Source organism: Pseudomonas sp. p21 (assembly GCF_001642705.1).
Lineage (GTDB): Bacteria > Pseudomonadota > Gammaproteobacteria > Pseudomonadales > Pseudomonadaceae > Aquipseudomonas.
Genome location: NZ_LWBV01000002.1, coordinates 25779 through 47964 on the forward strand (window position 1 = coordinate 25779; position 22186 = coordinate 47964).

Here is a 22186-nt window from a genome sequence, read left to right on the forward strand (position 1 = left end):
TTCTCCTATTCTTGGCCGAACATTCCTTCAAACAGTGCATCCCATGCTGAAGAAGCTGTTCCAGTCGTTTCGCCCGCCCGTACCGGGCCCGCACCACAGGCGCACCACGCCTGAGGTGATCAACAAGAGCCAGCACTCGCTGCAGCGCCACCAGTTCAGCCGCCACGCGGTGAACATCGTGGAACGCCTGCAGAGCGCCGGCTACCAGGCTTACCTGGTCGGTGGCTGTGTCCGCGACCTGATGCTGGGCATCACGCCGAAAGACTTCGACGTCGCCACCAGTGCCACCCCCGAACAGGTCCGTGCCGAGTTCCGCAACGCGCGCATCATTGGTCGCCGCTTCAAGCTGGTCCACGTGCATTTCGGCCGTGAGATCATCGAAGTCGCCACCTTCCGCGCCCACCATTCGGAAGACGACCAGGGCGACAGCCACCGTTCGTCGCACAATGCCAGTGGCCGCATCCTGCGTGACAACGTATACGGCACCCTGGAAGAAGACGCGCAACGTCGCGACTTCACCATCAATGCCCTGTACTACGACCCGGTCAGCGAGCGCATCCTCGACTACGCCAATGGCGTGCACGATATCCGCAACCGCCTGCTGCGCCTGATCGGCGACCCTACACACCGCTACCAGGAAGACCCGGTGCGCATGCTGCGCGCGGTGCGTTTCGCCGCCAAGCTCGACTTCGGCATCGAAAAGCACACGGTCCAGCCGATTCGCGAACTGGCCCCGCTGCTGCGCGAGATTCCGCCAGCGCGCCTGTTCGAAGAGAGCCTCAAGCTGTTCCTTTCTGGCCAGGGCGCCATCGTCTTCGAAATGCTGGTCGACTTGCAGTTGTTCGAGCCGCTGTTCCCGGCCAGTTCGCATGCCCTGGACGAGCGCCCGACCTACACCCACACGCTGATCAGCCAGGCGCTGAACAACACCGACCTGCGCGTGAAGCAAGGCAAACCGGTAACCCCGGCGTTCCTCTTCGCCGCGCTGCTGTGGCCAGCCCTGCCGGCCCGCGTGCTGCACCTGCAGAACCAGGGCGTGCCGCCGATCCCGGCCATGAACGGTGCGGCCCACGACCTGATCGCCGAGCAATGCGCGCGCATCGCCATCCCCAAGCGCTTCACCCTGCCGATCCGCGAGATCTGGGACATGCAGGAGCGCCTGCCACGCCGCAGCGGCAAGCGCGCCGACGTGCTGCTGGACAACCCGCGCTTCCGTGCCGGCTACGACTTCCTGCTGCTGCGGGAAAGCGCCGGGGAAGAAACCGATGACCTCGGCCAGTGGTGGACCGACTACCAGGATGCCAACGACAGCGAGCGCCGCGAGATGATCCGCGAGCTGGGCAGCCGTGACGAAGGCACCGGCGCCGGCCCGCGCAAACGCAAGCGTAACGGTGGCAAACGCAAGCGCAGTGGCGACGAGGCGTTCGAGTGAGTACCCGCGCCTATATCGGCCTGGGCAGCAACCTGGACGCACCTGCCGAGCAGCTGCGCAGCGCCTTGCAGGCCCTCGACCAGGTCGAAGCCACGCGGCTGGTGGCTGCCTCGGCCCTGTACACCAGTGATTCGCTGCTGCCCGGCCAGCCGCGCTATACCAACGCCGTCGCTGCGCTGGACACTGCCCTGCCGCCGCTGGCCCTGCTCGATGCACTGCAGGCCATCGAGAACGGTCAGGGCCGCGTGCGCAAGGAGCGCTGGGGCCCGCGCACACTGGACCTGGACATCCTGCTGTTCGGCGACCAGGTGCTCGACGAGCCGCGCCTGAAAGTGCCGCATTACCACATGCATGCCCGGCCTTTCGTGCTGTACCCACTGGCTGAACTGGTACCGGGCGATTTCCGCCTGGCCGATGGCCGCGCCCTCGCGCAACTGCTCGACGACTGCCCGTTCGTCGGCCTGGAACGCCTGTAAACCGGGCGTTCCAGCCTTGCACACTGGCGCGGTAACGCCAGTAACACCCTGATCGTAACAATGCGGTAACAGGGTGATTGACTTCCCCCACCTCGCTCACGACTATAGGCGTCCCGTGTGGCACCAAAGTGCCGCATACCCGTATTTAGGCCCGGACGGACCTGTGCCCGAACATCACGCGCGATGATGTGCCGCTCCGGAAGATGACTACACGCGTTGAATGCAGTCGTTTTTTACAGCGCCTGAACGAGGAATTTCCTACATGCCTGAAGTAACCCTGACCACCCTCAATGGCCTCAAGGCCAAGGGTGAAAAAATCACCATGCTGACCTGCTACGACGCGACCTTCGCCAGGGCCGCCAGCCAGGCCGGTGTCGAAGTGTTGCTGGTGGGTGACTCGCTGGGGATGGTCCTGCAAGGCCACGACAGCACACTGCCGGTGACCACCGCGGACATGGCCTACCACACCGCCAGCGTCAAACGTGGCAACGACGGCGCACTGATCCTCGCCGACCTGCCGTTCATGGCGCATGCCACCCCGGAGCAAGCCTTTGCCAACAGCGCCACGCTGATGCAGGCTGGCGCCCACATGATCAAGATCGAAGGCGCTGCCTGGCTGGCCGAGACCATCCGCCTGCTGGCCGAGCGTGGCGTGCCGGTGTGCGCGCACATGGGCCTGACCCCGCAAACTGTCAACGTGCTGGGCGGTTACAAGGTCCAGGGCCGCCAGGAAGCCCAGGCCCGGCAGATGCGCGCCGACGCCATCGCCCTGGAGCAAGCCGGAGCGGCCATGCTGCTGCTCGAATGCGTACCTAGTGAACTAGCGGCGGAAATCACCAATGCCGTGGGCATCCCGGTGATCGGCATTGGCGCCGGCAGCGGCACCGATGGCCAGGTACTGGTCCTGCACGACATGCTCGGCCTGTCGCTGAGCGGCCGGGTACCGAAGTTCGTGAAGAACTTCATGCAAGGCCAGCCGGATATCCACAGCGCCCTCGTCGCTTACGTCGAGGCAGTCAAGCAAGTCAGCTTCCCAGGCAGCGAACACGGATTCAGTGCATGAATACAGTCAAGACCGTCCGCGAACTGCGCGCCGCAGTCGCCCGCGCCCGCGGTGAAGGCAAGCGCATCGGCTTCGTACCGACCATGGGCAACCTGCACAGCGGCCATGCCGCCCTGGTGACCAAGGCCGCGCAGCGCGCCGATTTCGTGGTCGCCAGCATCTTCGTCAACCCGCTGCAGTTCGGTGCCAACGAAGACCTCGACAAGTACCCGCGCACCTTGGCCGCCGACCAGGAGCGCCTGCTTCAGGCCGGCTGCAATTTGCTGTTCGCGCCTACCGTCGAAGAGATGTACCCCGACGGCATGAGCGTGCAAACCCGCGTCAGCGTGCCCCACCTTTCCGAAGGCCTGTGCGGCGCCAGCCGACCCGGGCATTTCGAGGGCGTGGCCACCGTGGTCAGCAAGCTGTTCAACATGGTCCAGCCCGACCTTGCCGTGTTCGGCGAAAAGGACTTCCAGCAGCTGGCGGTGATCCGTGCCATGGTGCGCGACCTGAACATGCCGATCCAGATCATCGGTGAGCCCACCGTGCGGGCCGAAGACGGCCTGGCGCTGTCGTCGCGCAATGGCTACCTCACGCCTGAGCAACGTGCTGCGGCGCCAGCGTTGTACCGCACCCTGCAGCACATCGCTGCTGGCATCGGCCGTGGCCAGCGGGACTTTGCCGCGCTGGTTGCCGAAGGCCAGGCGCAGTTGACTGCCGCTGGTTTCCGGCCGGATTACCTGGAAGTGCGCCATGCCGTGAGCCTGCGCCCGGCGGTGATCGATGATCGAGACCTGGTCGTGATTGCGGCGGCTTACCTGGGTAACACACGGTTGATCGACAACCTGTACCTGCATCTGGAAGAAAAGACCGCGTAACAGCCCGGGGCTGCCTTGCAGCCCATTCGCAGCACAAGGCTGCTCCTACAGAAAATCACCTTCTGTTGTAGGAGCAGCCTTGTGCTGCGAAGAGGGGCAAATCGCCTCCAAATTCCCCCGCCATACCCATTCCCTGCAAGTGGCCTTTGCCTATAATGGTGCCAGCCTGAACCCGGCAATGACTGCCGTGTCCAAGGCCTCATCACGCACCAAGGGAACCCCGCGCAATGGCGTATTACCGTACACCCCACGATGTGACGGCCCTGCCCGCCTGGCAGGCGCTCCAGCAACACCGCGACGCCATGCAAGGTTTCAGCATGCGCGAAGCCTTCGCCGCCGATGCCAAGCGCTTCGACCAGTTCTCCCTGAGCTGCTGCGGCCTGTTCCTCGACTACTCGAAAAACCTGATCACCGAACAAAGCCGCGACCTGCTGGTCAACCTGGCCAACGAAGTGGGCCTGCAAGACGCCATCAAGTCGATGTTCAGCGGCGAAATCATCAACGCCTCCGAAGGTCGCCCGGTACTGCACACCGCCCTGCGCCGGCCGGTAGGCGACAAGCTCAGCGTCAACGGCGTGAACGTCATGCCGGAAGTGCACAAGGTGCTCAACCAGATCACCGAGCTGGTCGGCCGCATCCATGACGGCCTGTGGCGCGGCTACAGTGAAAAACCGATCACCGACGTGGTCAACATCGGCATTGGTGGCTCGTTCCTCGGCCCCGAGCTGGTCTCCGAGGCGCTGCTGCCTTACGCCCAGCGTGGCGTGCGCTGCCACTACCTGGCGAACATCGACGGCAGTGAGTTCCACGAGCTGTCGGCCAACCTGCGCGCCGAAACCACCCTGTTCATCGTCTCGTCGAAGTCGTTCAACACGCTCGAGACCCTGAAGAACGCCATGGCCGCGCGTACCTGGTACCTGGCCCAGGGCGGCTCGGAAGCCGAGCTGTACCGCCACTTCATCGCCGTCTCCAGCAACAAGGCCGCCGCCGTGGCCTTCGGCATCCGCGAAGAGAACATCTTCCCGATGTGGGACTGGGTGGGCGGGCGCTACTCGCTGTGGTCGGCCATCGGCCTGCCGATCGCCCTGGCCATCGGTACCGCCAACTTCAAGGAACTGCTGTCCGGTGCCTACACCATGGACCAGCACTTCCAGACCGCACCGTTCGACAAGAACATGCCAGTGCTGCTGGCGCTGCTGGGCGTGTGGTACGGCAACTTCTGGGGCGCTCAGAGCCACGCGATCCTGCCGTACGACCACTACCTGCGCAACATCACCAAGCACCTGCAACAGCTGGACATGGAGTCCAACGGCAAGAGCGTGCTGCAGGACGGCACCCCGGTGAAGACCGATACCGGCCCGGTGATCTGGGGTGGTGTCGGCTGCAACGGGCAGCACGCCTACCACCAGTTGCTGCACCAAGGCACCCAGCTGATTCCGGCCGACTTCATCGTGCCGGTGGTGAGCTTCAACCCGGTGGCCGACCATCATCAGTGGCTGTACGCCAATTGCCTGTCGCAGAGCCAGGCGCTGATGCTGGGCAAAACCCGCGAGGAAGCCGAAGCCGAGCTGCGTGGCAAAGGCCTGAACGAAGCGGACATCGAAAAACTGGCCCCGCACAAGGTGATCCCGGGCAACCGCCCGAGCAACACCCTGGTGGTGGAACGCATCAGCCCGCGTCGCCTGGGCGCACTGGTGGCGATGTACGAGCACAAGGTCTTCGTACAGAGCGTGATCTGGGGCATCAACGCCTTCGACCAGTGGGGCGTGGAACTGGGCAAGGAGCTGGGCAAGGGCGTTTACCAGCGTCTTGTAGGAAGCCTGGAAGACAGCGCCGAAGACGGTTCCACCCAAGGCCTGATCAACTATTTCCGCGGCCGTCACCGCGGTTGATCTGAAACCTTCGCCAGCTTCTTCGCGGGCAAGCCCGCGAAGAGGCCGGCACAGGTTGAACACCTCTCCCAGCTACACTGTCCTATCGAATAGCCGTTGCAGTCCATCGCCCCTCACAAGAGCAGGACCACCCGCCATGTTCGATATCCGCAACTATCCCCAGGCCCTGGCCGTCAGCCAGTCCGCCGCCCTCACCCCCGACGAGTACCGCCGCCTCTACCGCCAGTCGGTGGATGACCCCGACACCTTCTGGGCCGAACAGGCCAAGCGCCTGGACTGGATCAAGCCCTGGTCGAGCGTGCAGCGATGCGACCTGAAGACCGGTAATGCCCGCTGGTTCGATGGCGGCCAGCTCAACGTCAGCTACAACTGCATCGATCGCCACCTGGCCCAGCGCAGCGAACAGACCGCCCTGCTGTGGGAAGGCGACGATCCCAAGGATTCCAAGGCCATCACCTACCGCGAACTGCACCGCCAGGTCTGCCACCTGGCCAATGCGCTGAAAGCACGCGGGGTGAAGAAAGGCGACCGGGTGTGCATCTACATGCCGATGATCCCCGAGGCCGCCTTCGCCATGCGTGCCTGCACCCGTATCGGTGCCATCCACTCGGTGGTGTTCGGCGGCTTCTCGCCCGACGCCCTGCGCGACCGTATCCTCGATGCCGACTGCCGCACAGTGATCACCGCCGATGAAGGCGTGCGCGGCGGCAAGCGCATCCCGCTGAAACAGAACGTCGACAAGGCCCTGGCCAGTTGCCCTGCGGTCAGCAGCGTGTTCGTGGTGCGCCGCACCGGCGGCGATGTTGCCTGGGCCGAAGGCCGTGACCTCTGGTACCACGAGGCAACGGAAAAGGCCGGCGACGACTGCGCCCCCGAGCCAATGGGCGCCGAAGACCCGCTGTTCATCCTCTACACCTCCGGCAGCACCGGCAAACCCAAGGGCGTGCTGCACACCACCGGCGGCTACCTGCTGCAGGCCACCCTCACCTTCAAGGTGGTGTTCGACTACCGTGAAGGCGAGGTGTTCTGGTGCACCGCCGATGTCGGCTGGGTCACCGGCCACAGCTACATCGTCTATGGCCCGCTGGCCAATGGCGCGGTCTCGCTGATGTTCGAAGGCGTGCCCAACTACCCGGATACCTCACGCTTCTGGCAGGTGGTGGACAAGCATAAGGTGAACATCTTCTACACCGCCCCGACCGCCCTGCGTGCCTTGATGCGCGAAGGCGACGGGCCACTGCAAGGCACCTCACGGCAGAGCCTGCGCCTGCTTGGCAGCGTCGGCGAGCCGATCAACCCCGAAGCCTGGGAGTGGTACTTCGAGGCAGTCGGGCAGCAGCGCTGCCCCATCGTCGATACCTGGTGGCAAACCGAAACCGGCGGCATCATGATCACCCCGCTGCCCGGCGCGCAGGTGCTCAAGCCCGGCTGTGCCACCCAGCCCATGTTCGGCGTGCAACCGGTGCTGCTGGACGAAAAGGGCAAGCTCATCGAAGGCCCCGGTGCCGGCCTGCTGGTCATCAAGGCCAGCTGGCCCGGGCAGATCCGTAGCGTCTATGGCGACCATCAGCGCATGGTCGACACCTACTTCAAGCCGATGCCCGGCTATTACTTTACCGGCGACGGTGCCCGCCGCGATGCCGATGGTGACTACTGGATCACCGGGCGTATCGATGACGTGATCAACGTTTCCGGCCACCGCATCGGTACCGCCGAAGTGGAAAGCGCGCTGGTGCTGCATGACAGTGTCGCCGAAGCGGCCGTGGTCGGTTACCCCCACGACCTCAAGGGCCAGGGCGTGTATGCCTTTGTCACGCCCATGAATGGCGTGACGCCGGACGAGGCGCTCAAGGCCGAGCTGCTGGCGCTGGTCAGCAAGGAAATCGGCAGTTTTGCCAAGCCCGAGCTGATCCAGTGGGCCCCGGCGCTGCCCAAGACACGCTCAGGCAAGATCATGCGGCGTATACTGCGCAAAATCGCCTGCAACGAACTGGACAACCTGGGCGATACCTCGACCCTGGCAGACCCCAGCGTGGTGCAGGGCCTGATCGACAAACGCCTCAACCAGTAACCGGCGGCCGCTGTTCATGGCCGCCCTGAACCACAGGTCGCCATGGAAGCCCTTCGCCGTCGCATCGAAACCCAGGTCATGAGCCTCACCGGGCTGGCCCTCGGCCAGCTCGACCTGGAATCGCCCAAGGGCGACCCCGGCCTGTTCGGCCCGCACAGCATCAGCTGGCGGGTACATGGCGACTTCCCGAGCATGCTGGTCGGTGGCATCAGCGCCCTCATGCTGCAGTTGCTGCACCCGCTGGCCCTGGCAGGGGTGTGGGACCATTCCAACTTCCGTGAAGACCTGCTCGGCCGCCTGCGCCGCACCAGCCAGTTCATCTCCGGCACCACCTTCGGTGCCACCCGCGATGCCGAGTGGCTGATCGACAAGGTGCGCACCATCCACCTGCAGGTGACCGGCACCGCGCCAGATGGCCGCCCGTATGCAGCCAGCGACCCGAACCTGCTGACCTGGGTGCATGTGGCGGAAGTCAGCAGCTTCCTCGCCGCCCACCTGCGTTACCGCAACCCGCACCTTGCGCGCGCCGAGCAGGATGCCTACTACGCCGAGATCGCGCTGATCGCCGAGCGCCTTGGTGCCCGCGACGTGCCACGCTCGTGCCAACAGGTCGAGGATTACCTGCAGCACATGCGCCCGCAGTTGCAATGCGATGCCCGTAGTCACCAAGTGGTCGACATCCTGCTCGACGCCCCGGCTCCCAGCCGCCTGGCACAGCCGGTGGGCAAGCTGATGCTGCACGCCGGCATCGACCTGCTGCCGGCCTGGGCCCAGGCCATGCTCGGCCTGCAGCACGGCCCTTTGCAGCGGCGCATGATCCGCCTGGGCCTGCAGCGCACCGCACCGATACTGCGCTGGGCGATGCGCGACGGCTCGGCACACCGGGCCAAACGGCGCATGGGCATCGAATGAGATCAAATGGTCGCCTCAGCGGAACTGATTTAACGTGCCATACTCCAAGCTCTCCTGCTTAGACAGACGAAGCGACACATGTACAAAGGATTGACTCGCGCCGCTGGCGCACTTCTGGCCCTCGTAGCCCTCTACAGCCTTCTCGGCTTTCTCATCCTCCCCGGTGTCGCGCTGCGCATCGCCAACCAGCAGTTGGCCCAGTACGCAACCGTACCTGCCCACCTCGAACGGATCGAGCTCAACCCCTTCAGCCTCGAGCTGACGCTGTGGGGCCTGCAGATCGGCGAGCCGGGCAAGGAGCAGGTCGGCTTCGACCGGCTGTACGCCAACCTCTCGCTCGACAGCCTGTGGAGCGGTGCCCTGCACCTGGACGCGGTGGAACTGGTCAAACCACGCAACGAAGTGCTGTTCGCCAAGGACGGTACCCTCAACCTGACCCGCCTGTTCAAGTTGCCCCCAAGCGAAGCCAAGCCCGACGAGCCGCCCAGCGACCCGTTCCCGCTGCGCATCGGCAGCATCAAGCTCAGCGACGGTTACCTGCACTTCGAGGACCTGCGCCCGAGCGAGCCGATCGAGTTCCTCTACGACAACATGAACCTGGAGCTGAATAACCTCAGCACCTTGCCCAACGACAATGCTGACATGAACCTGGTGGCCATCGGCCCCAACGGCGGGCGCATCGATTGGAAAGGCACCCTGAGCCTGTCGCCGATCGCCTCTGAAGGCACACTGAAGGTCACCGACGGCAACATGAAGGCGTTCTGGCCCTATGTACGCGATGCCGTACCACTGGTGCTGGAAAACGGCGTGGTCAGCCTCGACACTCACTACAAGCTCAACCTCGCCAAGCAGACCGAACTGTTGCTGGACAACGCGTCGGTGCGCATTGCACCGTTCGCCATCAAGGCTCCGGATGGTCGCCCGCTGGCGCGCCTGGCCAGCCTGGAAGTGAGCGAGACCTCCGTCGACCTGGTCAAGCAACTGGTCACCGTGGGCAAGATCCGCAGCGAAAAACTGGAAACCTGGGCCGCACTGGAAAAGGACGGCCAGCTCGACTGGCAGAAGCTGTTCGCCAGCCAGCCGGCCAAGGCCACGCCGAAGGAAAAGGCCGAGCCGGCCGCCGCCGAACCCACACCGGAACAACAAGCCGCCAAGGAGCCGGGCAAGCCCTGGCAGGTGCTGCTCAAGGACGTGCAACTGCGTAACTACCTGGTGCACTTGGCAGACCGCACCCATAAAGAGCCGGTAGCCCTGGACGTCGGCCCGCTCAACGCCGACCTGCAAGGTTTCGACAGCCTCAACCAGTCGCCCTTCACCCTCAAGCTCGATACCGGCGTGGGCAAGCAGGGCAAACTGCAGGCGGCCGGCCAGGTCAACCTGGCGCCCATATGGGCCAAGCTGGACGTGAGCAGCCGCGACATCGACCTGCGGGTGGCCCAGGCCTATATCAGCCCGTTCATCCTGCTGGAGCTGCGCAGCGGCATGCTCGCCAGCGACCTCAAGGTCGACCTGAAAAACACCGCACCGCTAGCCTTCAGCGTTACCGGCAAGGCACAGGTCAGCCAGCTGCACACCCTCGACACCATCAAGAGCCGCGACTTCGTCAAATGGCAGCAGGTGAACGTCGACGGCCTGTCCTACGTGCACGGCGATGCGCTGTCGATCGACAAGGTAACCCTGTTGCAGCCCTATGCGCGCTTCATCATCAATGAAGACCGCACCACCAACATCAATGACCTGCTGATCCCGCAGCCGGCCGGTGCCCCGGCGACCAGCCAGGCCAAGCCGACCGCAGCCAGCAATGACAAGCCGCTGGGCATCCACATCGGCCAGATCGACATCAACGACGGCTCGGCCAACTTCGCCGACCTGTCCCTTACCCCCAACTTCGCCACGGCCATCCAGCAGCTCAACGGCAAGATCGGCACCATCGACAACCGCAAGCCGGTGCCGGCCAAGGTCGACGTCAAGGGCAAGGTCGACCGCTACGCGCCGGTCACCATCAAAGGCGCCCTCAACCCGTTCAACCCGCTGGCCAGCCTGGACATCGCCACCAGCTTCAAGCGGGTCGAGCTGACCACACTGACACCCTACTCCGGCAAGTTCGCCGGCTTCCGTATCCGCAAGGGCCGGCTCAACCTCGACCTGCACTACCTGATCACCAACGGCCAGCTGAAGGCCGAGAACAAGGTGGTGGTGGAGCAGTTGCAGTTGGGCGAGAAGGTCGATAGCCCGGACGCAGTGGACTTGCCGATCCGCCTGGCGGTGGCGCTGCTGAAAGATACCGAAGGCAAGATCTCGATCGAGCTGCCGGTGTCCGGCGACCTCAACAACCCGCAGTTCAGCGTGATGCCGATCGTCTGGCAAACCCTGCGCAACCTGGTGTTGCGCGCGGCACAGGCGCCGTTCAAGTTCATTGGCGGGCTGGTTGCCGGCAGTGGCTCGGAAGACCTGGGCAACGTGGCCTTCGCCCCAGGCTCCAGCGAGCTCAGTGGCGACGCCAAGGCATCACTGGACAAACTGGCATCGGCCCTGAAGGAGCGCCCGGAACTGCGCCTGGAAATCGAAGGCACCAGCGCCCAGGCCAGCGATGGCCCGCTGATCGCCCAGCAGCGCCTGGAGCGTGAGTACCAGGCCACCTGGTACAAGATCCTGCAACGTCGCGGTGACAAAGTGCCGGCCAATGCCTCGATGCTGGTGGTCGACGACAGCGACAAACCGGCGATGCTCGAAGGCATCTACCGTAACCGCCTGAAGCAGCAGCCGCCTGCCGAATGGGAGCAACTGGGCCGCGACGAGCGCACCGCCAAGCTGCGCGAGGCGGTGATCAAGTCCTGGGCCGAGAGTACCGCGCTGCTGCGCACACTGGGCCAGGAGCGGGCCAGCAGCATCAAGGATTACCTGGTGGACAAGGGCCAGCTGGAAGATGACCGGGTGTACTTCATCGATACCAACCTGGGCCGGGCCGAGAGCGATGGGCGGGTGGTGACACCGATGCATCTGGATGCCGAATAATCTCTACTAGCAGGTCTGGCCTCTTCGCGGGCTTGCCCGCTCCCACAGGTACTGCACAGGCCTTGAACTGTGTGCGGTCCCTGTGGGAGCGGGCAAGCCCGCGAAGAGGCCGGCACAGGCTTCACACCAACCGCTGCCCCGACACCGCCGGGTGATACAGCGGCTGCACCTTGTTCCCCGCCGGGTCCAGCAGGTGGAAGCTGCGCGCCCCGTCACCATGGTTGAACGGCCGGTCCAGCAAGGTCACGCCGTGGGCCTTGAAGTACTGGTACCAGGCCTCCAGCTCCTCCACGCTATCGACGATGAACCCAAAGTGGTCCAGGGTCTGCAAACCATTGGCCGCCCCTGCCCCGCGCCCCAGCGACAGGTTGTCGTTACCACACGTGAGATACACCAGGTCTTCATTGGCGCGGTTCAGCACTTCCATGCCCAGCACATCGACGTAGAAGCGTTCGCACTCCTCCAGATTGGGCACCAACAAGGCGATATGGCGCAGGCCGTTCAGGCGGCCAGGGCGTACAGGCAATTCGGACATTGGCGAGGCTCCTTTTTGTATACAATTCACATCTGAATTTAAAACAAAAGGAGCGCCTTGTGTATAGCCTGTTCATCAAGACCCGTGTGAAGCCCGGTTGCGCCGAGGATTTCCTGACCGCGATCAAGGTCAATGCCGCGGCTTCCGTCGCCACCGAACCTGGCTGCCTGGTGTTCGATGTATCGCAGGACCGGGTCGACCCGGAGGTGATCTACCTGTACGAGATCTACCGTGATGATGCGGCGTACGAAGCGCATACCCAGACCGCGCATTTCCGCGACAGTCGGCCGTTGGTTGAGCCCTTGATCCTTGAGCAGGAATGCTTCGAGAGTGATGTGATTGCGCGGAATCCGGTGTTTTAAGTGAAGAGGGGCTGCTGTGCAGCCCCTTCTTGAATGGGTGGCCAAATCCGTTTGGCCGACGGGACATTCCTTATTCGGACTTCAGGCCATCAGCCGACACGGCCTGCACGCCCTTGATCTTCTTGGCGATGGCAATGGCCGCCTCTTTCTGTGCTGCGGTCACCGCCGTGTCAGAAGACAGCGACACGACACCCTTGTTGGTTTCGACCTTGATATCGCCACCAGGCACACCTTTCTCGGTCATCAGGTCAGCCTTTACCTTGGTAGTGATCCAGGTATCGGAGGCTGCTTCCTTGGTCTTGGTCACCTCACCGGCCGCCAGCGTCATCGGGGCCTGGGTGGACTGCTGGGCGAATGCCGCGTTAGCCATGGTCAGGGTCAGAGCGGTAGCAGTAGCGGCAGCAATGGCGAACTTCTTCATAGGGGTCACTCCTGTTTTTCGAAAGGTCTGCGCCGTACATCCTGGCGACAGGTATGAGGATAGCTGCATGCGCTATGCCAGCTATTCCGTTTAGCCTGTTTCCTTTCAAATCAATCACTTAGCAAACAGCAAGCATTCCCGGAGTCGTGCATTTTGCAATCCGCACGATAATCCTGCATGCAAGATGCAAGTCCGCAAAAGGTTCCCTTTCACCCATGAAAAAAGGGCCCCTAAGGGCCCTTTTCCTGTTGCGTGGCAGTCGCTTAGACGCCCGAGGCCTTGGCCGCGGCAACGTCCTTGATCGACAGCTTGATACGGCCGCGGTTGTCCACGTCCAGTACCAGTACTTCGACTTCCTGGCCTTCCTTGAGGATGTCGGTGACTTTCTCGACGCGAGCATCGCTCAGCATGGAGATGTGCACCAGGCCGTCCTTGCCAGGCAGGATGTTGACGAAGGCACCGAAGTCGACGATGCGCTCGACCTTGCCGACGTAGATCTTGCCGATCTCGGCCTCGGCGGTGATGCCCAGGATGCGCTGCTTGGCAGCATCTGCCGCTTCCTTGGTTTCGCCGAAGATCTTGATCGAGCCGTCGTCTTCGATGTCGATCGAAGCCTTGGTCTCTTCGCAGATGGCGCGAATGGTGGCGCCGCCTTTACCGATGACGTCACGGATCTTGTCGGTGTCGATCTTCATCGCGATCATGGTCGGAGCGTTGGCCGACAGCTCGCTACGCGACTGGGCGATGATCTGGTTCATCTGGCCGAGGATGTTCAGGCGCGCTTCCAGGGCCTGGCCCAGGGCGATTTCCATGATCTCTTCGGTGATGCCGTTGATCTTGATGTCCATCTGCAGCGCGGTAACACCCTTGGCGGTACCGGCGACCTTGAAGTCCATGTCGCCCAGGTGGTCTTCGTCACCCAGGATGTCGGTCAGGACGGCGAACTTGTCACCTTCCTTGACTAGGCCCATGGCGATACCGGCAACCGGTGCCTTCATCGGTACACCGGCGTCCATCAGGGCCAGGGAAGCACCGCAGACCGAAGCCATGGAGCTGGAGCCGTTGGACTCGGTGATTTCCGAGACCACGCGGATAGTGTACGGGAAGTCGCTGTCACTCGGCAGCATGGCCTGCACGCCACGACGGGCCAGGCGGCCGTGGCCGATTTCACGACGGCCGGCGCCGCCCATGCGGCCGCACTCACCCACCGAGAACGGCGGGAAGTTGTAGTGCAGCATGAACGGGTCTTTCTTCTCGCCTTCCAGGGTGTCCAGCAGCTGGGCGTCACGGGCAGTACCCAGGGTCGCGACGACCAGGGCCTGGGTTTCGCCACGGGTGAACAGCGCCGAGCCGTGGGTCTTCGGCAACACACCGACTTCGATGTTCAATGGGCGCACGGTGCGGGTGTCACGGCCGTCGATACGCGGTTTGCCGTTGACGATGTTCTCGCGGACGGTGCGGTATTCCAGCTCGCCGAAGATCTCTTTGATGGCACCGGCGGACGGGCCGGTCTCTTCGTTGCTCAGACGGGCAACAGCCTCGTCACGCAGTTGGCCCAGGCGGTTGTAGCGGTCAGCCTTCTGGGTGATGGTGTAGGCCTGCGAAACGGCTTCGCCGAACTCGCCACGCACCAGGTTCATCAGCTCGACGTTGGCCGGGGCTGGCTGCCAGTCCCAGGTCGGCTTGCCGGCTTCGGCGGCCAGTTCCTTGACCGCCTGGATCACGGCCTGGAATTCGTCGTGGGCGAACAGTACAGCGCCCAGCATCTGGTCTTCGGTCAGCTCTTTGGCTTCCGATTCAACCATCAGTACAGCCGATTCGGTACCGGCAACGACCATGTCCAGGCTCGAGGCAGCCAGTTGCTCGTAGGTCGGGTTCAGCAGGTAGCCGGTGCTTTCGTGGAAGGCAACGCGCGCGGCACCGATCGGGCCTTCGAACGGGATGCCGGAAATGGCCAGGGCAGCCGAGGTACCGATCATCGCAGCGATGTCCGGGTCGGTCTTCTTGCTGGTGGAAACCACGGTGCAGACAACCTGCACTTCGTTCATGAAGCCTTCCGGGAACAGCGGACGGATCGGACGGTCGATCAGGCGCGAGGTCAGGGTCTCTTTCTCGGAAGGACGGCCTTCACGCTTGAAGAAGCCACCCGGGATCTTGCCGGCGGCGTAGGTCTTTTCCTGGTAGTGAACCGACAGCGGGAAGAAGCCCTTGCCTGGATCAGCCTGTTTGGCGCCTACCACAGTCACCAGCACGGTGACGTCGTTGTCGACGGTAACCAGCACGGCGCCGGTTGCCTGACGGGCAATGCGGCCCGTTTCGAGAGTAACGGTCGATTGACCGAACTGGAAAGTCTTGATTACCGGGTTCACGGTTTCCTACCTTTTTCAGTGGCTCTTGGGGGAACTGGTTTCTTGCGAATTCTTGGGCAGAACGGGGAATCGGCCCCATTGACCGTCCAGATACAACACGAGGCTGGGAGCCTGGCACCAAGCGGAAAAACCGCTCAGCATTGCCAGGCTGCCAACCTCGGAGATACGCGTGGCGTGTCCAACGGCAGCGCTGCAAAACAGCCCTGTCGAAGCCTGCGACACGCCATGCACACCACTGACCAGGCCGCTATTAGCGACGCAGGCCCAGGCGACCGATCAGGGCGCTGTAACGAGTGGTGTCTTTGCCCTTCAGGTAGTCCAGCAGCTTACGACGCTGGTTGACCATACGGATCAGACCACGACGGGAGTGGTGGTCTTTGTCGTTGGCCTTGAAGTGGCCTTGCAGCTTGTTGATGTTGGCGGTCAGCAGAGCAACCTGCACTTCCGGGCTACCGGTATCGCCGGCGGCTTGCTGGTATTCGGCAACGATCTGAGCTTTTTCTTCAACGCTGAGGGCCATGTGGCTTCTCCTGATAACGGATCCCGCATGCGGGGTCCAATAGGCCAGGGACTAATCCCTGTATTAATAAAAAAGGTGTGACCGTGCCTACTGACAGCCACCCTTGATGCCGTGGGGTTCGGCAACTGCCTGGCCCCCCGGTTTCGGTCATTCCGACCGAATCAGCCGACGCGGCGCAATGCGCCCGTCTTCGCTCACTTCACCGATACCGATGAAGCGTGCATTGTGATCCTGTACCCGGACCATGCCAAATTGTGGCGCGTCCGGCGCGCGTACCGCCTGCCCATGCAACCAGTAGAACGCACTGTGCTCGGACAGGCACACCAGCGGCCAGTCCTGCAGGCCGCTGTCCGAGGGCATCAGGAAGCGGTCGAGCGCTTCGTTGCCGCCTTCGGCGTGGGCCTGTTCGAGTTCCTCGAGGGTGACCGTCTGTGCCAGCGCGAAGGGCCCGGCCTGGGTCCTGCGCAGCTCGGCGACATAAGCGCCGCAACCAAGGGCCTCGCCAATATCCTCCACCAGGGTACGGATATAGGTGCCTTTGCTGCATCCTACGCTCAACCGTGCACGGGTGCCTTCGCACTCGAGCAACTCCAAGCGGCCAATAGTAACAGAACGCGCCTCGCGCTCCACTACCTCTCCTGCACGTGCCAGCTTGTACAGCGGCTGGCCGTCACGCTTGAGCGCCGAGTACATCGGCGGTATCTGGCTGATCTGGCCACGAAAACGTGGCAGCAGGGCCTCGATGTCGGCGCGACCAACGGTCACCTCGCGGGTCTGCAGCACCTCACCTTCGGCATCGCCGGTGTTGGTAGTCTGCCCCATCTGCATGACCGTTTCGTAGCCCTTGTCGGAATCGAGCAGGTACTGCGAAAACTTGGTCGCTTCGCCAAAGCACAGCGGCAGCACGCCGGTTGCCAGCGGGTCGAGGCTGCCGGTGTGGCCGGCCTTTTCCGCATTGAGCAGCCAGCGCACCTTTTGCAGGGCGGCGTTGGAGGTGAAGCCCAGCGGCTTGTCGAGCAGGATGATGCCGCTGACGTTGCGGCGGATACGTTTGACCTGGGCCACCGCTTACTCCTCGGCGTCCGGCTGGTCGGCATCCTTGTGCTGACGGTCTTCGGCGACCGCGCGCTCGATCAGTGCCGACAGGTGGGCACCACGGCTGACGCTCTCGTCGAAGTGGAAATGCAGTTGCGGCACGCTGCGCAGTTGCATCACACGGCCCAGGTGCAGGCGCAGGAAGCTCGCGGCGCTGGTCAGGGCCTTGAGGGTCTGCGGTACGGCGTCGGCGCCGTCCTGGCCCATCACGGTGATGAACACCTTGGCGTGGCCAAGGTCGCGGCTGACGTCGACGGCAGTGATGGTCACCAGGCCGACGCGCGGGTCTTTGACTTCACGGCGGATCAACTCCGACAGCTCGCGCTGCATCTGGTCGCCGATGCGTTGGGTACGGCTATATTCTTTTGCCATTCTTGCTACCTGTAACTTAAAGCGGCAAACGCCCGGTCAAGCTGAAGCCTGACCGGGCGCTACCTTCAGAGGCGCTGCCAGCCGCCCTGGGGCGGGGCCTGCACCACGCTCGCCCCTTACAGGGTACGAGCCACCTGGACTTTCTCGAAGACTTCGATCTTGTCGCCGACCTTGACGTCGTTGTAGCTCTTCACGCCAATACCGCACTCCATGCCGTTACGCACTTCGGAGGCGTCGTCCTTGAAGCGACGCAGCGACTCCAGCTCGCCTTCGAAGATCACAACGTCTTCACGCAGTACGCGGATCGGACGGTTGCGGTACACGGTACCCTCGATGACCATACAGCCAGCGATGGCGCCGAACTTCGGCGAACGGAACACGTCACGCACTTCGGCGACACCCAGGATGTTCTCGCGAACATCGCTGCCGAGCATGCCGGTCAGGGCCTTCTTGACGTCTTCGATGATGTCGTAGATCACGTTGTAGTAACGCATATCCAGACCTTCCTGCTCGACGATCTTGCGCGCGCCGGCATCGGCACGCACGTTGAAGCCGAACAGTACTGCATTCGAAGCCAGCGCCAGGTTGGCGTCGCTTTCGGTGATACCACCGACGCCGCCACCGATCACGCGCACCTGAACTTCGTCGTTGCCCAAGCCCGACAGCGAACCCTGCAGTGCTTCCAGGGAACCACGCACGTCGGTCTTGAGGACGATGTTGAGGGTCTTCTTCTCTTCCTGACCCATGGTCTCGAAGATGTTTTCCAGCTTGCCGGCGTGAGCACGGGCCAGCTTGACCTCGCGGTACTTGCCTTGACGGAACAGGGCAACTTCACGGGCCTTCTTCTCGTCGGCAACCACGGACAGCTCGTCACCGGCTTCCGGGGTACCGTCCAGGCCGAGGATTTCGACCGGGATCGACGGGCCGGCTTCCTTCACAGGCTTGCCGTTCTCGTCGAGCATGGCGCGCACGCGGCCATAGTTGGAACCGCACAGCACCATGTCGCCCTGACGCAGGGTACCGTCCTGAACCAGGATGGTCGCCACCGGGCCACGGCCCTTGTCCAGGCGCGATTCGACAACCACACCACGACCTGGAGCGGTCGGGGTAGCGGTCAGCTCGAGAATCTCGGCCTGCAGCAGGACCGCTTCGAGCAGTTCGTCGACGCCGGTACCCATCTTCGCCGAAACCTTGACGAACGGAGTGTCACCACCCCAGTCCTCGGAGGTGACGCCTTCGACGGCCAGTTCGTTGCGGATGCGGTCGATGTCGGCACCCGGCTTGTCGATCTTGTTCACCGCGACCACCAGCGGAACGCCAGCTGCCTTGGCGTGCTGAACGGCTTCGCGGGTTTGCGGCATCACGCCGTCGTCCGCCGCCACCACCAGGATGACGATGTCGGTAGCCTTGGCACCACGGGCACGCATTGCGGTGAACGCAGCATGGCCTGGGGTATCGAGGAAGGTGACCATGCCGCGGTCGGTTTCCACGTGATAGGCACCGATGTGCTGGGTAATACCACCGGCTTCGCCAGCGGCAACCTTGGCACGACGGATGTAGTCGAGCAGCGAGGTCTTACCGTGGTCAACGTGACCCATGACGGTAACGACCGGCGCACGCGATTCCACTTCACCTTCGAACTTCAGCGATTCGGCCAGGGAGTCTTCCAGGGCGGTATCGCTGACCAGGGTCACTTTGTGGCCCAGTTCTTCGGCGACCAGCTGAGCGGTTTCCTGGTCAAGCACCTGGTTGATGGTGACCGGGGTACCCAGCTTGAACATGAACTTGACCACTTCAGCGGCCTTGACCGACATCTGCTGGGCCAGTTCCGAGACGGTGATGGTCTCGCCGATGGTCACGTCACGGATGACTGGACCGGTCGGGTTCTGGAAGCCGTGCTGGTTGCGTTTCTTCAGCTTGCTCTTGCCACCGCGGCCACGGCGTACGCCATCGCTCTCTTCATCGGTGGTGCGCGGTGCGGCACGTGGAGTCGGGGCCTTTTCCTTCTCCTTGACCTTGACCTTGATCGACACGCGCGGGGCTTCGCCACGACGCTCGCCACCCCGACGGTCTTCGTCACGGGTGCGGCCTTCGTTGCGACGGGCTTCGTCCTTCTTGCGCTCGGCAGCACGGGCTGCAGCGTCTTCGGAGGCCGGGGCGTCGGCAACTACCGGAGCCGGGGCAGCGGCAGGCGCCGCCTCTGGCTTGGCGGCAGGCGCAGGGGCTACAGCAGCGGTTTCGGTAGCCTGACGGCGAGCCTGCTCTTCGTTACGCTGGCGAACTTCGGCCTCGACCTTCTCGCGAGCGGCATTTTCAGCCGCGCGGCGCTCTTCCAGCTCACGCTTCTGCTCAGCCTGGATTTCTTCCGGGCTACGCTGCACGAATACTTTCTTCTTGCGTACTTCTACGCTGATGCTCTTGCTACCGGCGACACGCAGGGTGCTGGTGGTTTTGCGCTGCAAGGTAATCTTGCGCGGCTCTTCCGCCTTGCTCTTGTGGCTGCTCTTCAAATGAGTCAGCAGGGTCTGCTTCTCATTGTCGGTCACTACCTGACCGGCGTCGGTGTGCGGCAGACCTGCCTCACGCATCTGCTGCAGCAGGCGCTCTACCGGTGCCTCGACCTCTTGGGCCAGTTCTTTCACCGTGACTTGCGTCATGCACTTCTCTCCTCAGGCCGCGCCTAATTACTCGAACCAGTGGGCTCGGGCGGCCATGATCAACTTGCCGGCACGCTCTTCGTCGATGCCGTCGATGTCGAGCAGATCGTCTATCGACTGCTCGGCCAGGTCTTCGCGGTTAACCACGCCGCGCACCGCCAGTTCCGCCGCCAAGTCCTTGTCCATGCCCTCGAGGGAGAGCAGGTCTTCAGCCGGATGGGCGTCTGCCAGTTTTTCTTCGGTAGCGATGGCCTTGGTCAACAAACGGTCCTTGGCTCGAGCGCGGAGCTCGTTGACGATATCTTCGTCAAAGCCATCGATGTTGAGCATTTCTTCCAACGGTACGTAGGCAATTTCTTCGAGGCTGGTGAAGCCTTCGTCGACCAGCACTTGGGCCAGCTCCTCGTCGACTTCCAGTTCATCGATGAAATTACGCAGGATGTCACCGGTTTCGGCCTGCTGCTTGGCCTGGATGTCCTTCTCGGTCATCACGTTCAGGGTCCAGCCGGTCAGCTGACTGGCCAGGCGAACGTTCTGACCGCCACGACCAATGGCCTGGGCCAGGTTGTCCTCGGCAACGGCGATGTCCATGGCATGGGCATCTTCATCAACGATGATCGCCGCGACTTCAGCCGGCGACATGGCGTTGATGACGAACTGCGCCGGGTTATCGTCCCACAGGACGATATCCACACGCTCACCACCCAGCTCCCCGGATACGGCCTGGACGCGCGAGCCACGCATGCCGATACAGGCACCTTGCGGGTCGATACGCTTGTCCTTGGAGCGGACGGCGATCTTGGCTCGCGAACCCGGATCACGGGAAGCAGCCATGACTTCGATCAGGCCCTCGGCAATTTCCGGCACTTCAATGCGGAAAAGCTCGATCAGCATCTGTGGCGCGGTGCGCGACAGGATCAGCTGAGGGCCACGGTTTTCAGTGCGAATTTCCTTGAGCAGCGCACGCAGGCGCACGCCGACACGGAAGGTTTCACGCGGAATGATGTCTTCGCGGGCCAGCAGGGCCTCGGCGTTGTTGCCCAGGTCAACGATGACGTTGTCGCGGGTAACTTTTTTCACGGTACCGGAGATGATTTCGCCAACGCGCTCGCGGTAGGCATCGACCACCTGGGCACGCTCGGCCTCACGGACCTTCTGCACGATGACCTGCTTGGCGGTCTGGGCGGCGATACGACCGAACTCGATGGACTCGATCTTCTCTTCGATCACGTCACCAACCTTGGCATCAGGGTGGGTTTCGTGAATCTTGCTCAACCAGGTCTCGATTGCCGGATCATCAAGATCGGCTTCGTCGACCACAGTCCAGCGACGGAAGGTCTCGTAGCTACCGGTGTGGCGGTTGATTTCCACACGCAGGTCGACTTCGTCTTCAAAACGTTTTTTGGTTGCAGTGGCCAGTGCCACTTCCAGCGCCTCGAAAATGACGCCGGGCGGTACACCTTTTTCGTTGGATACCGATTCAACAACCAGCAGTACTTCTTTGCTCATCGTACGCCTCGCCTTGCGCAAGCCATTGGGCCCGGATCGTCCGCCGGGCCCGGCACGTCTCAGTCAAAACTGGGAATAATATTGGCCTTGTCGATCGAGTCGATCGGCAACAGGAACTCTTGATTGTCCACCTGGACCACCACGTCCTGCTCCTCCACACCGCGGAGAAGGCCCTGGAAGTTACGACGACCCTCGAAGGGTGAGCGCAGCTTGATCTTCACTTGTTCGCCGGCATGCGAGGCAAACTGTTCCAGAGTGAACAGTGGGCGATCCATGCCTGGAGAAGACACCTCGAGGGTGTATTCACTGCTGATCGGATCTTCCACATCGAGAATTGCGCTGGCCTGACGGCTGACCGCTTCGCAGTCGTCCACCAGGATGCCGCCTTCCTTGTCGATGTAGATGCGCAGTACCGAATGCTTACCCTGGGAAACGTATTCGATCCCCCAGCACTGATAGCCCAGACCCTCGACAACCGGGGCCAACAAGGCCTGCAACTGTTCTAGCTTGCTCGACACCTGAACCCCCTCGTGCATGCTGTGCAAATAAAAAATGGGCGAAGCGCCCATCCCTGAAAGCGCCGTTGGACAACGACGCCGAAACTGTTCGGTTAGCAAAAAGCCCC

Annotated in this window: 18 protein-coding genes; 9 read left to right on the forward strand and 9 right to left on the reverse strand. The window is 62.8% G+C overall.

Annotation, left to right across the window (positions count from 1 at the left end; translation table 11 throughout):
* Window positions 1-43: 43 nt before the first annotated feature.
* From A4C63_RS05095 to A4C63_RS05130, 8 genes are all read left to right on the forward strand, one after another.
* Window positions 44-1432 carry a polynucleotide adenylyltransferase PcnB gene (locus A4C63_RS05095; RefSeq protein ID WP_063911776.1) on the forward strand — a complete coding sequence of 463 codons (1389 nt, stop codon included), beginning with the start codon at window positions 44-46 and terminating at the stop codon, window positions 1430-1432.
* The gene (gene folK / locus A4C63_RS05100) at window positions 1429-1908 is read left to right on the forward strand and encodes a 2-amino-4-hydroxy-6-hydroxymethyldihydropteridine diphosphokinase (protein WP_063911777.1); all 480 of its coding nucleotides are present in this window, start codon (window positions 1429-1431) and stop codon (window positions 1906-1908) included. Before A4C63_RS05095 ends, folK begins: the two co-directional genes overlap by 4 nt.
* Before the next feature lie 262 nt (window positions 1909-2170).
* Window positions 2171-2971: a 3-methyl-2-oxobutanoate hydroxymethyltransferase gene (gene panB / locus A4C63_RS05105; protein WP_063911778.1), complete on the forward strand. Its 801-nt coding sequence runs from the start codon at window positions 2171-2173 to the stop codon at window positions 2969-2971.
* Window positions 2968-3831 carry a pantoate--beta-alanine ligase gene (gene panC / locus A4C63_RS05110; protein ID WP_063911779.1) on the forward strand — a complete coding sequence of 288 codons (864 nt, stop codon included), beginning with the start codon at window positions 2968-2970 and terminating at the stop codon, window positions 3829-3831. The genes panB and panC overlap by 4 nt, the downstream gene beginning before the upstream one ends.
* Window positions 3832-4058: 227 nt before the next feature.
* Complete coding sequence (gene pgi, locus A4C63_RS05115; protein WP_063911780.1) at window positions 4059-5723, forward strand: glucose-6-phosphate isomerase; 1665 nt, start codon at window positions 4059-4061, stop codon at window positions 5721-5723.
* Window positions 5724-5859: 136 nt separating this feature from the next.
* Entirely contained in the window at window positions 5860-7794 is a 1935-nt protein-coding gene (acs, locus tag A4C63_RS05120; RefSeq protein WP_063911781.1) for an acetate--CoA ligase, read from the forward strand.
* A 42-nt stretch (window positions 7795-7836) separates the two neighbouring features.
* Complete coding sequence (locus A4C63_RS05125) at window positions 7837-8706, forward strand: oxygenase MpaB family protein (protein WP_063911782.1); 870 nt, start codon at window positions 7837-7839, stop codon at window positions 8704-8706.
* A gap of 78 nt (window positions 8707-8784) precedes the next feature.
* A complete protein-coding gene (locus A4C63_RS05130; protein WP_063911783.1) occupies window positions 8785-11721 on the forward strand; it encodes a DUF748 domain-containing protein in 2937 nt (978 codons plus the stop codon).
* 121 nt (window positions 11722-11842) lie between these two features.
* Here the strand turns inward: A4C63_RS05130 and A4C63_RS05135 are convergent, their stop codons facing one another.
* Window positions 11843-12256 carry a VOC family protein gene (locus A4C63_RS05135; RefSeq protein WP_063911784.1) on the reverse strand — a complete coding sequence of 138 codons (414 nt, stop codon included), beginning with the start codon at window positions 12254-12256 and terminating at the stop codon, window positions 11843-11845.
* 59 nt (window positions 12257-12315) lie between these two features.
* On the opposite strand from A4C63_RS05135, the gene A4C63_RS05140 reads away from it, so the two are divergent.
* Complete coding sequence (locus A4C63_RS05140) at window positions 12316-12618, forward strand: putative quinol monooxygenase (protein WP_063911785.1); 303 nt, start codon at window positions 12316-12318, stop codon at window positions 12616-12618.
* Between the two features lie 70 nt (window positions 12619-12688).
* Here A4C63_RS05140 and A4C63_RS05145 read toward each other — a convergent pair whose 3' ends face one another.
* The 8 genes from A4C63_RS05145 to rimP form a co-directional block, all read right to left on the reverse strand.
* Window positions 12689-13039: a BON domain-containing protein gene (locus A4C63_RS05145; RefSeq protein ID WP_063911786.1), complete on the reverse strand. Its 351-nt coding sequence runs from the start codon at window positions 13037-13039 to the stop codon at window positions 12689-12691.
* Between the two features lie 263 nt (window positions 13040-13302).
* The gene (pnp, locus tag A4C63_RS05150) at window positions 13303-15408 is read right to left on the reverse strand and encodes a polyribonucleotide nucleotidyltransferase (protein WP_063911787.1); all 2106 of its coding nucleotides are present in this window, start codon (window positions 15406-15408) and stop codon (window positions 13303-13305) included.
* Between the two features lie 250 nt (window positions 15409-15658).
* Entirely contained in the window at window positions 15659-15928 is a 270-nt protein-coding gene (gene rpsO, locus A4C63_RS05155; protein ID WP_003249971.1) for a 30S ribosomal protein S15, read from the reverse strand.
* A gap of 147 nt (window positions 15929-16075) precedes the next feature.
* Window positions 16076-16993 carry a tRNA pseudouridine(55) synthase TruB gene (gene truB / locus A4C63_RS05160; protein WP_013974284.1) on the reverse strand — a complete coding sequence of 306 codons (918 nt, stop codon included), beginning with the start codon at window positions 16991-16993 and terminating at the stop codon, window positions 16076-16078.
* 3 nt (window positions 16994-16996) lie between these two features.
* Entirely contained in the window at window positions 16997-17395 is a 399-nt protein-coding gene (gene rbfA / locus A4C63_RS05165; protein ID WP_063911788.1) for a 30S ribosome-binding factor RbfA, read from the reverse strand.
* 116 nt (window positions 17396-17511) lie between these two features.
* Complete coding sequence (gene infB, locus A4C63_RS05170) at window positions 17512-20052, reverse strand: translation initiation factor IF-2 (protein WP_063911789.1); 2541 nt, start codon at window positions 20050-20052, stop codon at window positions 17512-17514.
* Between the two features lie 27 nt (window positions 20053-20079).
* Window positions 20080-21561 carry a transcription termination factor NusA gene (nusA, locus tag A4C63_RS05175; protein ID WP_063911790.1) on the reverse strand — a complete coding sequence of 494 codons (1482 nt, stop codon included), beginning with the start codon at window positions 21559-21561 and terminating at the stop codon, window positions 20080-20082.
* A 59-nt stretch (window positions 21562-21620) separates the two neighbouring features.
* Window positions 21621-22079, reverse strand: a complete 459-nt coding sequence (gene rimP / locus A4C63_RS05180; RefSeq protein ID WP_003249960.1) for a ribosome maturation factor RimP — start codon at window positions 22077-22079, stop codon at window positions 21621-21623.
* Between the last annotated feature and the right edge of the window lie 107 nt (window positions 22080-22186).

Bases quoted from the DNA above. Each gene is read 5' to 3' on its own strand.
- pgi (WP_063911780.1), top strand. From the start codon at position 4,059: ATGGCGTATTACCGTACACCCCACGATGTGACGGCCCTGCCCGCCTGG.
- panB (WP_063911778.1), top strand. From the start codon at position 2,171: ATGCCTGAAGTAACCCTGACCACCCTCAATGGCCTCAAGGCCAAGGGT.
- infB (WP_063911789.1), bottom strand. From the start codon at position 20,052: ATGACGCAAGTCACGGTGAAAGAACTGGCCCAAGAGGTCGAGGCACCG.
- nusA (WP_063911790.1), bottom strand. From the start codon at position 21,561: ATGAGCAAAGAAGTACTGCTGGTTGTTGAATCGGTATCCAACGAAAAA.
- rbfA (WP_063911788.1), bottom strand. From the start codon at position 17,395: ATGGCAAAAGAATATAGCCGTACCCAACGCATCGGCGACCAGATGCAG.
- A4C63_RS05095 (WP_063911776.1), top strand. From the start codon at position 44: ATGCTGAAGAAGCTGTTCCAGTCGTTTCGCCCGCCCGTACCGGGCCCG.
- rpsO (WP_003249971.1), bottom strand. From the start codon at position 15,928: ATGGCCCTCAGCGTTGAAGAAAAAGCTCAGATCGTTGCCGAATACCAG.
- panC (WP_063911779.1), top strand. From the start codon at position 2,968: ATGAATACAGTCAAGACCGTCCGCGAACTGCGCGCCGCAGTCGCCCGC.
- acs (WP_063911781.1), top strand. From the start codon at position 5,860: ATGTTCGATATCCGCAACTATCCCCAGGCCCTGGCCGTCAGCCAGTCC.
- A4C63_RS05135 (WP_063911784.1), bottom strand. From the start codon at position 12,256: ATGTCCGAATTGCCTGTACGCCCTGGCCGCCTGAACGGCCTGCGCCAT.
- A4C63_RS05145 (WP_063911786.1), bottom strand. From the start codon at position 13,039: ATGAAGAAGTTCGCCATTGCTGCCGCTACTGCTACCGCTCTGACCCTG.
- A4C63_RS05130 (WP_063911783.1), top strand. From the start codon at position 8,785: ATGTACAAAGGATTGACTCGCGCCGCTGGCGCACTTCTGGCCCTCGTA.
- A4C63_RS05125 (WP_063911782.1), top strand. From the start codon at position 7,837: ATGGAAGCCCTTCGCCGTCGCATCGAAACCCAGGTCATGAGCCTCACC.